General features: G+C 72.6%; 11 protein-coding genes. 8 read left to right on the plus strand and 3 right to left on the minus strand.

The window, feature by feature from the left end; translation table 11 throughout:
• Positions 1-190 precede the first annotated feature (190 nt).
• A complete protein-coding gene (locus tag C6N31_RS23025; protein WP_164293578.1) occupies positions 191-913 on the plus strand; it encodes a class III extradiol dioxygenase subunit B-like domain-containing protein in 723 nt (240 codons plus the stop codon).
• Positions 914-1,035: 122 nt separating this feature from the next.
• Here the strand turns inward: C6N31_RS23025 and C6N31_RS23030 are convergent, their stop codons facing one another.
• A complete protein-coding gene (locus tag C6N31_RS23030) occupies positions 1,036-1,266 on the minus strand; it encodes an antitoxin (protein WP_381585951.1) in 231 nt (76 codons plus the stop codon).
• A gap of 31 nt (positions 1,267-1,297) precedes the next feature.
• Positions 1,298-1,534, minus strand: coding sequence for a hypothetical protein (locus C6N31_RS23035; protein WP_138357315.1), 237 nt, complete (start codon positions 1,532-1,534; stop codon positions 1,298-1,300).
• A gap of 195 nt (positions 1,535-1,729) precedes the next feature.
• On the opposite strand from C6N31_RS23035, the gene miaA reads away from it, so the two are divergent.
• The 6 genes from miaA to hflX all read left to right on the plus strand — a co-directional run bounded on the left by miaA (position 1,730) and on the right by hflX (position 9,830).
• Positions 1,730-2,680, plus strand: coding sequence for a tRNA (adenosine(37)-N6)-dimethylallyltransferase MiaA (gene miaA, locus C6N31_RS23040; protein WP_138357322.1), 951 nt, complete (start codon positions 1,730-1,732; stop codon positions 2,678-2,680).
• Between the two features lie 105 nt (positions 2,681-2,785).
• A complete protein-coding gene (locus tag C6N31_RS23045; protein WP_138357321.1) occupies positions 2,786-3,244 on the plus strand; it encodes a hypothetical protein in 459 nt (152 codons plus the stop codon).
• A gap of 60 nt (positions 3,245-3,304) precedes the next feature.
• Complete coding sequence (gene dapF / locus C6N31_RS23050; protein ID WP_138357314.1) at positions 3,305-4,213, plus strand: diaminopimelate epimerase; 909 nt, start codon at positions 3,305-3,307, stop codon at positions 4,211-4,213.
• A 230-nt stretch (positions 4,214-4,443) separates the two neighbouring features.
• Positions 4,444-6,621 (plus strand): RelA/SpoT family protein, encoded by a 2,178-nt coding sequence (locus C6N31_RS23055; protein WP_138357313.1) that lies wholly within the window; start codon positions 4,444-4,446, stop codon positions 6,619-6,621.
• A gap of 150 nt (positions 6,622-6,771) precedes the next feature.
• Complete coding sequence (locus tag C6N31_RS23060) at positions 6,772-8,244, plus strand: M1 family metallopeptidase (RefSeq protein WP_138357312.1); 1,473 nt, start codon at positions 6,772-6,774, stop codon at positions 8,242-8,244.
• 80 nt (positions 8,245-8,324) lie between these two features.
• On the plus strand, positions 8,325-9,830 hold the full coding sequence (hflX, locus tag C6N31_RS23065) for a GTPase HflX (RefSeq protein ID WP_138357311.1): 1,506 nt from the start codon (positions 8,325-8,327) through the stop codon (positions 9,828-9,830).
• Between the two features lie 86 nt (positions 9,831-9,916).
• Here hflX and C6N31_RS23070 read toward each other — a convergent pair whose 3' ends face one another.
• Entirely contained in the window at positions 9,917-11,080 is a 1,164-nt protein-coding gene (locus C6N31_RS23070; RefSeq protein ID WP_138357310.1) for a trypsin-like serine peptidase, read from the minus strand.
• Between the two features lie 163 nt (positions 11,081-11,243).
• Between C6N31_RS23070 and C6N31_RS23075 the strand changes: the two genes are divergently transcribed.
• A complete protein-coding gene (locus C6N31_RS23075) occupies positions 11,244-12,794 on the plus strand; it encodes a diaminobutyrate--2-oxoglutarate transaminase family protein (protein ID WP_138357309.1) in 1,551 nt (516 codons plus the stop codon).
• Positions 12,795-12,844: the final 50 nt, after the last annotated feature.

Here is a 12,844-nt window from a genome sequence, read left to right on the forward strand (position 1 = left end):
CCGCCGGACCGGTGCCGACGGTCCGGCGGTGCGGCCGCGCCAGCTCACGCCGTGGCTGGTCAGTTTCCGAGGCCGGCCGTCGTCCTCGAGGGTGAAGGCCCACAGGTCGGTGGCGGGGATTTCGGCGACAGGGGTCGGAACGGTGTGCACGGTCCTGGGGAACGGTGATCAGCCCCATTAGGCTGCGTTCATGCTCGTAGCCGCCGCAGTCTGCCCGTCCGCCCCGCTGCTCGTACCCGAGGTCGCGGCCGGTGCCGCGTTCGAACTGGACGCGCTGCGCGCAGCGTGCGCCGACGCGGTCGGGGTGCTCGCGGCGTCCCGGCCGGACCGGCTGGTGGTGATCGGCCCGGCCGGGCAGCCCGACCGGGGGCGGCACCACGAGGGCGCGCGGGGCTCGTTCCGGGAGTTCGGCGTGGACCTGGACGTACGCCTCGGCACCGCACCCGGGATTCCGTCCGAGGACGTCGGCGCCGACCGCGCGCTGCCGCCCTCGCTGGCCGTCGCCGCCTGGCTGCTGCGCGGCTGGGCCGCCGCTCCGCTGGAGGGCCTGGGCGTGGGCGAGCCGCTCGAACAGGACCGCTGCGCCGCCACCGGCGCCATGATCGCGTCAACGGCGGACCGGGTCGCGCTGCTGGTGATGGGCGACGGCAGCGCCTGCCGCACCCTCAAGGCTCCCGGGTATCTGGACGAGCGCGCGGCACCCTTCGACGCCTCGGTCGCCGCCGCGCTGGCCGCCGCCGACACCGAGGCGCTGGCCGCACTGGACGCGGAACTGGCGGAGACGCTCCAGGCCGCGGGACGCGCCCCCTGGCAGGTCCTCGCGGGCGCCGCGCAGGGCGCGGGCCTGGCCGGACAACTGCTCTACGAGGACGCCCCGTACGGTGTCGGCTACTTCGTCGCCACGTGGACGTAGCCCCCGCTCGGCCGTAGCCGCCGACTGGTGCGGACCGGGACGGCGGAAGACCGCGGGGCCGAAGCACCCGCGGCCTTCCCGCGCTGGGGTCCGGGGGTACCTCCCAGCGGTGGCTGGGGGCGTCAGGCCGGAGTGTCCGGCCCGCTTCCCTCCTTGCCGCTCTTCAGGTGGTCCAAGGCGCCCTTCGCCTTGTGCACACCCGTGTCGATCTTGTCCGTGTACTTGCCGTGGGTCCTGGAATCCACCGTCCGGGCGGCCTTCTCGAGCCCCGACTCGATCTTTCCCCCGTGCTGCTGCGCGAGGTCGCCCGCCTTGTTCCTGGCGAGTCCGAGTTTGTCCTTGATCGTGTCCATCAGGCCCATCCGGCACCTTCCCTCGGGGCGGCTACGCGCGGGCGCCCTCACCGGCCTCGCTGTCGGCGGCGTCCGCTGTGGACTGCTGCTTCGGGATGCCGACGGGCTCCGCCGCGCCCGCGGGCTCCGCGTCCCCGGCCGGCTCCGCCGCCTCGGCGGGCTCAGCGACCGCCTCGACGCCCTCCGGCTCCGCCGTCAGAGTGACGGCTTCCGCCGCTTCGGTTGACGGGTCGGCCGACTGACGCCGAAACCATCCGAAAACTCCCATTTCTACTCCAGACCATACTCGTGAGGTCGAAAATCCGCGTTGCCCGGGGCGCCTCGTTGCACCGCTCGGGTCCGGCCGGTCCGGAGAACCCGGAATCCGGCCTGCGGAATCTCTCCAGAGGCAACGAGTCCGGCAGCGCTGCGTCACGTCCCTCGATCGTGAGGGGGCCCGGAGGTTTGGGAGACTGGACACGTGCTGCACACTCCCGGGGAGCGACCCCCCGTACTTCCGAGTAAAGATCTTGTCATCGCCGTCGTCGGCCCCACCGCGGCCGGCAAGTCCGATCTGGGCGTAGCCCTGGCCCAGGCCCTGAACGGTGAGGTCGTCAACGCCGACTCCATGCAGCTCTACCGGGGCATGGACATCGGCACCGCCAAGCTCACCACCGACGAGCGCCACGGCGTGCCGCACCACCTGCTGGACATCTGGGACGTCACCGAGGCCGCGAGCGTCGCCGAGTACCAGCGGCTCGCCCGCGCCGAGATCGACCGGCTGCACGCGGCCGGGCGGACCCCCGTACTGGTCGGCGGCTCCGGGCTGTACGTGCGCGGCGCCATCGACGCGCTGGAGTTCCCCGGCACCGACGCCGCCGTCCGGGCCAGGCTGGAGGCGGAGCTCGCCGAGCAGGGCTCCGCGGCGCTGCACGCCCGGCTGGCCGCGGTCGACCCCGAGGCGGGCCGGGCGATCCTGCCCAGCAACGGCCGGCGGATCGTCCGGGCGCTGGAGGTGGTGGAGATCACCGGCCGGCCGTTCACGGCCAATCTGCCGGGCCCCGACTCCATCTACGGCACCGTCCAGATCGGCGTCGACGTGCCGCGGCCCGAGCTCGACGAGCGCATCGCGCTGCGCGTCGACCGGATGTGGGACGCCGGACTGGTGGACGAGGTAAGGGAGCTGGCCGCGGTGGGGCTGCGGGACGGCCGCACCGCCTCACGGGCGCTGGGCTACCAGCAGGTACTCGCCTCGCTCGTGGGGGAGTGCACCGACGACGAGGCGCGCGCCGAGACCGTCAGGGCCACCAAGCGCTTCGCCCGGCGCCAGGACTCGTGGTTCCGCCGCGATCAGCGGGTTCACTGGCTCTCCGCCCGGGGCCCGGAACTCACCGATCAGGCGCTGACGTTGGTCGAAGCTGCGGTTACAGCCTGATCACGTGATGGCATCGGGACGCCTCAGCGTGAGGAGACGGCCACGCGGCCGTGCCATCATCGAGCAACGAGTTACGGCGTCGGAGAAGGGGGAGGGCGCGTGGCGATGGAAGCCGGTCCCCGAGACTCCTCACCCGACCGTCATGCCGAGACCGAGGCACAGCTCGGGACGGACGAACTGCTCGAACCCGGGTCGCTGATCGACCCGGAGGCGATGATCGAGCCGGAACTCGTTCCGGTGGAGCTGCGGCCGCAGCGGCGGCTGCGGATCTGGCAGCTCGCCCCGATCGTCGCCCTCGGTGTCGGTGGCTCCCTGATGTTCGCCTTCCCGCTCGCCTTCGAGTTCGGTGACGGCGGCGCGGTCGTGGCCATGCTCGGCCTGCTGCTCAGCTGCTGCTCCGCGGGCTGGGGCATCATGGCCGCCCGCCGGGTCGGCTACACCTGGCCCGGACTGCCCGCCCGTGGCTCCGGCCGCCGTGCGGACTGGCGCTTCATCGTCGCCTACACCCTGATCAGCGGCCTGCTGGCGGTCCTCGCCATCTGGCGCGTGGCCCGCCTGCGCTGAGCCGCCCGCCGAGCGCCCCGCACCGGAGCGTGCCGGGCCGGTGGCCTTACGCTTGTCCTTGTGACCACCACGCAGCCCACCACGCACCAGGGCCTGTCCTTCCTCAAGGGCCACGGCACCGAGAACGATTTCGTCATCGTCCCCGACGCGGACGGCCGCATCGAGCTGTCCGCGGCGGCCGTCGCGCGGCTGTGCGACCGCCGGGCGGGCATCGGTGGCGACGGGCTGCTGCGGGTCGTGCGCTCGGAGGCCCATCCGGAGGCCGCCGGCATGGCCGGCGAGGCCGAGTGGTTCATGGACTACCGCAACAGCGACGGCAGCATCGCCGAGATGTGCGGCAACGGCGTCCGGGTCTTCGCCCGGTATCTGCAGCGCGCCGGGCTGACCGGGCCCGGTGACCTGGCCGTGGCCACCCGCGCGGGCGTCCGCCGGGTGCACATCGCCAAGACGGACGCGGACGGCACCCTGGGCGGGATCACCGTCGGCATGGGCGCGGCCGCCCTGCCCGCGGGCGAGGTGACCGTCACCGTGGACGGCCGCAGCTGGCTGGCGAGCAACGTCAACATGGGCAATCCGCACGCCGTCGCCTTCGTCGGCAGCCTGGACGACGCGGGAAACCTGTACACCGCGCCCACCGTCACGCCCGCCGCCGCGTACCCGACCGGCGTGAACGTGGAATTCGTCGTCGACCGCGGTGAGCGGCATGTGGCGATGCGCGTCCACGAGCGGGGCTCCGGCGAGACCCGCTCCTGCGGCACCGGCGCCTGCGCCGTCATGGTCGCCGCCGCCCGCCGCGACGGCGCGGACCCGGCCATCACCGGACGCCCCGTCACCTACACCGTGGACGTCCCCGGCGGCCGTCTGGTGATCACCGAGCGCGCCGACGGCGAGATCGAGATGACCGGCCCCGCCGTCATCGTCGCCGAGGGGACCATCGACCGGGAGTGGCTGGACGCACCGTCAGCCTGACGGACCGCCACCGCCCGAAACCCTGCCGGGAATCGGACTCCTGAGCCCCCTTTCCGAACTGGCCTCCCGTACTGACTTCCCGCACTTGTTCCCTCGAACGGGTGATGGCGATCACTCTGGACGAGAGCGCGGCTGCCGCACGTGGTGGGCTCGGTAGCATCAAGCACCGGCGCGGCCCCCATTCTCCGTGGAGAGCGCCCGCCGCCGGTTGACGCTGCCGGAGGTGCCCGATGAGCGCGGACAACGCAGTGGATGCCGCCCCCGCCCCCGACGATGAGGGCCGCAGGCGCGGACTTCGCCGCATCGACCTGCGCAGACTCGGCCGGGCGGCACTGCTCGGCCCCGGCGGCCGGGAGTGGGGCCTGCCCGCCGGCGGCAGGGGCCAGCGCGTGCCGGACGCCATCGAGCACCTTGCCAAAGTCCACCGGCTGCGCCACCCGGGGGTCGGCGCGGCCGGCATCGAGACGCTGCGCCGCGCATATCTGCTCGCCGAGTCCTCGCACCGCGGCCAGATGCGCAAGAGCGGCGAGCCGTACATCACGCATCCGCTCGCCGTGACGCTGATCCTCGCCGAACTCGGCGCCGAGACAACGACCCTGACGGCCTCTCTGCTGCACGACACCGTCGAGGACACGGAAGTGACACTCGATCAGGTGCGGGAGGAGTTCGGCGAGGAGGTCTGCTATCTCGTCGATGGCGTCACCAAGCTCGAACGGGTCGACTACGGTGCCGCGGCCGAGCCCGAGACCTTCCGCAAGATGCTGGTCGCCACCGGAAGCGACGTACGCGTCATGTCGATCAAACTTGCCGACCGGCTGCACAACATGCGCACCCTCGGGGTGATGCGCCCCGACAAGCAGGCGCGGATCGCGAAGGTCACCCGGGACGTGCTCATCCCGCTCGCCGAACGGCTGGGTGTTCAGGCCCTCAAGAGCGAACTGGAGGACCTGGTCTTCGCCATCCTCCACCCCGAGGAGTACGCCAGGACCCGCGCGATGATCCGCGCCAACTCCGTCCGCCCGGACCCGCTGGCGGCCGTCGCCGACGCCGTGCGGGCCGTGCTGCGCGAGGCCGGGATCGCCGCCGAGGTCGCCATCCGGCCGCGGCACACCGTCTCCGTCCACCGGGTGCTGCTCAAGCGCGGCGCGGACGAGCTCGGCGGCTGCGAGTTCGGCCGGATCCTGGTGCTCGTCGCGGAGGACGCCGACTGCTACGCCGTCCTCGGTGAGCTGCACACCTGCTTCATCCCAGTGATCGCGGAGTTCAAGGACTTCATCGCGGCGCCCAAGTTCAACCTGTACCAGTCGCTGCACACCGCCGTCGCCGACGAAGAGGGCCGGATCGCCGAAGTCCTGGTCCGCACACGGCAGATGCACCGGGTCGCCGAGGCCGGTGTCATCGCGCTGGGCAATCCGCACACCGTCGACGAGCCCCCGCAGGCCGCCGATGGCGAACGCGTCGACCCCACCCAGCCGGGCTGGCTGTCGCGCCTGCTGGAGTGGCAGCGCGACGCCCCCGACCCCGACACCTTCTGGACCGCGCTGCGCGCCGACCTCGCCCAGGACCGCGAGGTCACCGTCTTCTCCGCGCACGGCGGGGACACCACCGGCACCATCCGGCTACCCGCAGGGGCCAGTTGTGTGGACGCCGCCTACGCGCTGCACGGCGAGGCCGGCCATGCCTGCGTCGGCGCCCGCGTCAACGGCCGTCTCGCACCGCTGCGCAGCAAGCTGCGGGACGGCGACATCGTGCAGATCCTGCTGGACGAGACCGGCGCCTCCGGCCCGTCCGCCGACTGGCTGGAGCACGTCCGTACACCGGCGGCCCGGATCGCCGTCACCCGCTGGCTGGAACTCCATCCGGTGCCGCCCGCCGACGAGGAGCCCGCCGCCCGCGCGGAACGCCCCGCGTACAGCGCGGACACCGCGGCCGAGGACGAACCGGTCGCCGTCACCGACCTGGCGGGCGCGGCCGTCCGGCTGGCGCGCTGTTGTACGCCGGTACCGCCCGACGAGGTCACCGGGTTCGTCATCCGCGGCGGCACGGTCGCCGTGCACCGCGAGGAGTGCCCGACCGCGGTTCGGATGATCGGCGCGGGACGGGAGCCGGTTCCCGTCCGGTGGCGGGGCGGCCGCCCCGCCGGGGCCGGATTCCGCGCCACCCTGCTGGCCGAGGCGCTCGGCCGGCCGCGGCTGCTCGCGGATCTCACCGAGGCCATCGCGGGCCAGGGCGTGGGCATCGTCTCCGCCTCCGTGGAACCCCCGCAGGAACACCGGGTGCGGCACACGTACACCGTCGAGCTGCCCGACGCGGAAGCCCTGCCGAGCCTGATGCGCGCCATGCGATCGGTGCCGGGCGTCTACGACGTCTACCGGGCCCAGCGGGCGATGGCCGCCGCGCGTCGGTAACGGGCGCGACGCGCTCTGATCCGGTCCGATCCGCTCCATGCCGGTCGGGTCCGGTCGGGTTCGGACAACCGGCCGGGCGGACCAGGGCCGATCGGGTGTGCTGCTGCGCGTCGCGCGTCCCCGGCCGCCGCCCCCTGATAGCGGTAGCGCATGATCCCCATCACGCCGCGCAGCGGCGCCGTGCTGGCGGCGTTCGCCGCCGTACTGACCCTGACCGCGGCGGACCTGCCCGGCGATCCCGCCGTATCGACGTCGGGTCTCGGCGACCGGCTCTATCCCGACCTCGGCAATCCCGGCTACGACGTGGCCGCGTACGACCTCTCCTTCGACTATCACGGCCAGGACCGGCCGCTGGACGCCGTCACCCGCATCAAGGCCCGCGCGACGGCGCCACTGACCGGGTTCCATCTGGACTTCGCCGCCGGCACGGTCTCATCGGTGCAGGTCAACGGGCATCCGGCGGTCTACACCCGGGAGCGCGAGGAACTCGTCGTCACCCCCGAGGAGCCGGTACCGGACGGCGGCGAGCTGCTGATCGCCGTCACGCACACCAGCGATCCGCGCGCCGCGAACACCGGCTGGGTGCGGACCGCCGACGGACTGGCGATGGCCAACCAGGCCGATGCCGCCCACAGCGTCTTCCCGTGCAACGACCATCCCTCGGACAAGGCCGCCTTCACCTTCCACGTCACGGCCCCCAAGGACCTCACCGTCATCACCAACGGCGTCCCGGACGCCGTCCCCGAGGCCGCGCCCGCGTCCGCTCTCACCTGGACGTACCGTCCCGCGAGCCCGATGGCCACCGAGCTCGCGCAGGTCTCCATCGGCCGCTCCGCCGTACTGCACCGCGCCGGTCCGCACGGGCTGGTGCTGCGCGACGTCGTCGGAGCCGCCGACCGCGACCGGCTGGAGGCCCGGCTCGCGATGACCCCCGGGCAGATCTCCTGGATGGAGGAGCAGGTCGGCCCCTACCCGTTCGAGACGTACGGGATCCTCAGCGCCGACACCACCACCGGCTTCGAGCTGGAGACCCAGACCCTCTCGCTCTTCGAGCGCCGCGTCCTGCTCGCCCCCGAGGCGCTGGCAGCCCCGCTGATGGTGCACGAGCTCGCCCACCAGTGGTTCGGCGACAGCGTCACCCCCGCGGCCTGGTCGGACCTCTGGCTCAACGAGGGCCACGCCACCTGGTACCAGTGGCTGTACAACGCGCAGAAGTACGGCGTCGGCCTCGACCAGCAGGTCCGCGCCGCCTACGAGGGCGACAACCGGGTACGGGCGGCGGACGGCCCGCCCGCCGAACCGAAGGTGCCCGAACCGGGCAAGCTCGGCATCTTCCGGAACAACGTCTACGACGGCGGGGCGCTCGCCCTGTACGCCCTGCGCCAGGAGATCGGCGCCCCCGCCTTCCAGCGCCTTGAGCGCGCCTGGGTGGCCCGTCACCAGGACGGGAACGCCTCGACGGCCGACTTCACCGCTCTCGCCTCCGAGGTCGCTGAGCGGGACCTCAGCGGCTTCCTGCACGCCTGGCTGTACGGGACCGTCACCCCGCCGATGCCCGGTCACGGCGACTGGGTCGCCGGCGCGGCCAGGGCCCGTGCGGCGACGGCGGCGAAACCCGCGTGACCCCCGGCGGCGGGCGTGCGACCATCGTTATGACGGACAACACGCCCGTCCCCATCCCAGCCGCTCGACCAAAGGATCCAATGACCTCCTCTTCCTCCTCTTCAAACGACCGCCAGCGCCTCCCCGAGAGCCTTCGCGCAGACGCCCTGATGGAAGAGGACGTCGCCTGGAGCCACGAGATCGACGAAGAGCGGGACGGTGCTCAGCTCGAACGCTCCGACCGTGCCTCGCTGCGCCGCGTCGTGGGTCTGTCCACCGAGCTGGAGGACGTCACCGAGGTCGAGTACCGGCAGCTCCGTCTGGAGCGCGTCGTACTCGTCGGTGTCTGGACCTCCGGAACCGTGCACGACGCGGAGAACTCCCTCGCGGAGCTCGCCGCCCTCGCGGAGACCGCGGGCGCCCTGGTGCTCGACGGCGTGATCCAGCGCCGTGACAAGCCGGACCCGGCCACGTACATCGGCTCGGGCAAGGCGCGCGAGCTGCGGGACATCGTGCAGGAGACAGGCGCCGACACGGTCGTCTGCGACGGTGAACTCAGCCCCGGACAGCTCATCCAGCTCGAAGACGTCGTCAAGGTCAAGGTGGTCGACCGCACCGCCCTGATCCTCGACATCTTCGCCCAGCACGCCAAGTCCCGTGAGGGCAAGGCCCAGGTCTCGCTCGCACAGATGCAGTACATGCTGCCGCGCCTGCGCGGCTGGGGTGCCTCGCTCTCCCGCCAGATGGGCGGTGGCGGCTCCAGCGGCGGCGGGGCCGGCGGTGGTGGGGGTATGGCCACCCGCGGTCCCGGTGAGACCAAGATCGAGACCGACCGGCGCCGTATCCGCGAGAAGATGGCGAAGATGCGCCGGGAGATCGCGGAGATGAAGACCGGCCGTGACCTCAAGCGGCAGGAACGCAAGCGCAACAAGGTGCCCTCCGTCGCGATCGCCGGCTACACCAACGCGGGCAAGTCCTCGCTGCTCAACCGGCTCACCGGCGCGGGCGTGCTGGTGGAGAACACCCTGTTCGCCACCCTCGACCCGACCGTGCGCCGGGCGGAGACCCCCGGCGGCCGGCTGTACACGCTGACCGACACCGTCGGGTTCGTCCGGCACCTGCCGCACCACCTGGTCGAGGCGTTCCGCTCCACCATGGAGGAGGTCGCGGAAGCCGACCTCATCCTGCACGTGGTGGACGGCTCGCACCCGGTCCCGGAGGAGCAGCTCGCCGCCGTGCGGGACGTCTTCCGCGAGGTCGAGGCGCTCAAGGTGCGCGAGATCGTCGTCATCAACAAGGCGGACCTGGCCGACCCGCTCGTCCTGCAGCGCATGCTGCGGAACGAGAAGCACGCCATCGCGGTGTCCGCCCGCACCGGCCAGGGCATCGACGAGCTGCTCGCGCTGCTCGACGAGGAGCTGCCGCGGCCCGAGGTCGAGGTCGACGTCCTCGTGCCGTACAGCCAGGGCGCGCTCATCGCCCGGGCGCACGCCGACGGCGAGGTGCTCTCCGAGGAGCACACCGGCGAGGGCACGCTGCTCAAGGCACGGGTGCACGAGGACCTGGCCGCCGAGTTCGCGTCCTTCGCGCTCGTCGCCAAGCACTGACCCGTCCGCCGGAGCACCGACGGAAGGGCCCGTCCCCGATGGGGGCGGGCCCTTCCGTGTGACCTGCTACCGGCTGGACGCCGGTGTTACTTGAACTGCTTGCTCACCTTGTCGTACACGGCCTTCGCCTCGGCGCCCAGGTGCGGGCCCGCCAGCCAGGTAGCCGTGACCGGGCCGATCGAGGTGTTGCTGACCAGCGACACCTGATTGTTCGCCGGGTTCTTGGCGTACCAGCCGCCGCCGGACGAACCGCCGGTCATCGTGCAGCCGAGCCGGTACTCGGTCGGCTGATCGGCGAAGAGCGACAGCCGGCCGGCCTTGCCCGTGCAGTTGAACAGCCGCTGGCCGTCGAAGGGCGGCGCGGCCGGGTAGCCCCAGGCGCCGATGTTGCCCATCTTCGTCACGGACGGAGCGTTGAACCACACCGGAAGGGCGGAACCGACCTTCTCCTCCAGCGACTTGGTGCCGCTCGCCTTGTCCGGAGTCACGTGCAGCACCGCGAAGTCGTACGGGGAGCCCTTGCCCCCGGTCTCCGCGCCGTTCGCGATCCACTGGTCGGAGGTGGCCGCGCCGTCGGCCCAGAACACGCCGAGCGGGGCGAGCTCGTCGCGCTTGGCGCCCTTCAGCTGCGCCTCGGTCCTGCCCGCGTCGTTGTACGACGGGACGAAGATGACGTTGCGGTACCAGCCGCCCGCGCCACCCGCGTGCACACAGTGGCCCGCGGTCCACACCAGGTTGGACTTGCCCGGGTGCGCCGGGTCCTGCACCACGGTGCCGGAGCAGACCATCGAGCCCTTGGGGCCGTCGAAGAAGATCTTCCCGTCGCCGGGGCCGTTCTCGTGGTACGGCGCGTCAACGGCCTTGGCCTTGTTGACCGCGGGCACCGCGTCCGTCTTGCCCTTGTCCGCCGCGACGTCGTCGGGCACCTTCTTGTCGTTCTGCTCCGCGCCCTTCATCCGGTCGTTGTCCCACAGACCGTCGATGACCGGGTTGATGAAGTCGGAGGCCTTGCGCAGCCACTGGTCCTTGTCCCAGTTCTTCCAGGCTCCGTCCTTGTACGCCTTCTTCCACTTCTCGAGGTCCCCGAGGCTGGTGGGCAGGGCGGAGGGGAGCTTCGGGCCGTCCGCGCTCGTGACCGGGGCGCTCGGCTTGGGATCCGCCTTGTCGTCGGACGGCCCGCAGGCGGTGGCCGAGACCGCGAGCAGGGCCGCGACCGCGGCGGCGGCCAGTGGCCGGCTTATGGATGGCATGGGTGGTGTCCCCCTGGTCGTCTAACGGCAGTTCACCCCGGCGAAGGGGCGGTCCCCCACTATGCCGGGTGCTGTGAGGGACGGTTCGCGCCGGGTCCGCGGTTCCGCCCCGAAAGATCTCCCGGCCGACCGTGATCGGACCAGGGGCGCGTCGTTAGTGCGGATGGGGGACGTCGACCGGAGGAGTGAGCACGTGGCCGCCATCCAGAGCGGGCCGGACCAACTGGCCGCGTCGGCAGACGACTTCGTCGCGGGAGAGGGGATCCTGCGGCGGCAGTCGCTGCGTGAGTCCGCGGCCCGCACCTACGCCCGCTCGCTGCCCGTCGTCCCGGTCAGAGCCCGCGGGATGACGGTCGAGGGCGCCGACGGCCGCCGCTATCTGGACTGCCTGTCCGGCGCGGGGACGCTGGCGCTCGGGCACAACCACCCGGTCGTCCTGGAGGCGATCCGCGCGGTCCTGGACTCCGGGGCCCCGCTGCACGTCCTCGATCTGGCCACGCCGGTGAAGGACGCCTTCACCACCGCCCTGTTCGAGACGCTGCCGCCGGAACTGGCCGCCCACGGGCGGGTGCAGTTCTGCGGACCGGCCGGTACGGACGCGGTCGAGGCGGCCATCAAGCTCGTCCGCAACGCCACCGGCCACGCCGGACTGCTGGCCTTCACCGGCGCCTACCACGGGATGACCGCGGCCGCGCTGGCCGCGACCGGGGACACCGCGGCGCGCGCCACGGTCGGCGAGGCCGACGCGCGGGTGACGCGGCTCCCGTACCCGTACGAGTACCGCTGCCCGTTCGGCACCGGCGGCGACCGCGGGGCGGAGCTGTCCGCCCGGTGGACCGCCAGCCTGCTGGACGACCCCAAGGGCGGCGTCCAGCCGCCCGCCGGGATGCTGCTCGAAGTGGTGCAGGGCGAGGGCGGGGTGATCCCCGCGCCCGAGGCGTGGCTGCGCCGGATGCGGGAGATCACCGCCCGGCGCGGCATCCCGTTGATCGTCGACGAGGTACAGACGGGCGTCGGACGCACCGGGACCTTCTGGGCCGTCGAGCAGAGCGGGATCGTGCCGGACGTGATGGTGCTCTCGAAGGCGATCGGCGGCAGCCTCCCGCTCGCCGTCATCGTCTACCGGGAGGAGCTGGACACCTGGCGGCCCGGCGCCCACGCGGGCACCTTCCGGGGCAACCAGCTCGCCATGGCGGCGGGCGCCGTCACCCTGAAGTACGTCCGTGAGCACGGCCTGGACGTGCGGGCCGGCACCCTCGGCAGCCGGATGTCGGCCCGGCTGCGCGGACTGGCCGCGCACCACCCGTGCATCGGCGATGTGCGGGGCCGCGGTCTGATGATCGGCCTCGAACTCGTCGACACCGAGGCAGAACCCGACGATTACGGGTCGCTGCCCGCCGCGCCCCGGCTCGCCGCCGCCGTGCAGCAGGAGGCGCTGCGGCGCGGTCTCATCATCGAACTCGGCGGCCGGCACAGCAGTGTCGTCCGGCTGCTCCCGCCGCTCACCATCACCGACGAGCAGGCCGAGGCGGTGCTCGACCGGCTCGCGGACTCGATCGCGGCGGCCGAGCGGGCGGTTTCCGGGGCTCCCGGGGCTCCCGGAGCTCCTGGGACTTCTGGGGGTTCCGGGACTGCGGGAACTCCCGGCGCTCGCGTCGGTCCTGGATTCTCCGGTGCGTCCGCGGGCGCCGGAGCGGTGGAGGAGCGCGCATGACGAGCCCACAGGCGACGGCCGAGTACCCCCAGACCTCCGGGCCGACGGGC

The organism is Streptomyces fildesensis (assembly GCF_016107395.1).
GTDB lineage: Bacteria > Actinomycetota > Actinomycetes > Streptomycetales > Streptomycetaceae > Actinacidiphila > Actinacidiphila fildesensis.

Coding starts and splice junctions, on each gene's coding strand:
- C6N31_RS23025 (WP_164293578.1), top strand. CDS start 191: ATGCTCGTAGCCGCCGCAGTCTGCCCGTCCGCCCCGCTGCTCGTACCC.
- C6N31_RS23030 (WP_381585951.1), bottom strand. CDS start 1,266: ATGGACACGATCAAGGACAAACTCGGACTCGCCAGGAACAAGGCGGGC.
- C6N31_RS23035 (WP_138357315.1), bottom strand. CDS start 1,534: ATGGGAGTTTTCGGATGGTTTCGGCGTCAGTCGGCCGACCCGTCAACC.
- C6N31_RS23045 (WP_138357321.1), top strand. CDS start 2,786: ATGGAAGCCGGTCCCCGAGACTCCTCACCCGACCGTCATGCCGAGACC.
- C6N31_RS23055 (WP_138357313.1), top strand. CDS start 4,444: ATGAGCGCGGACAACGCAGTGGATGCCGCCCCCGCCCCCGACGATGAG.
- C6N31_RS23060 (WP_138357312.1), top strand. CDS start 6,772: ATGATCCCCATCACGCCGCGCAGCGGCGCCGTGCTGGCGGCGTTCGCC.
- hflX (WP_138357311.1), top strand. CDS start 8,325: ATGACCTCCTCTTCCTCCTCTTCAAACGACCGCCAGCGCCTCCCCGAG.
- C6N31_RS23070 (WP_138357310.1), bottom strand. CDS start 11,080: ATGCCATCCATAAGCCGGCCACTGGCCGCCGCCGCGGTCGCGGCCCTG.
- C6N31_RS23075 (WP_138357309.1), top strand. CDS start 11,244: ATGGGGGACGTCGACCGGAGGAGTGAGCACGTGGCCGCCATCCAGAGC.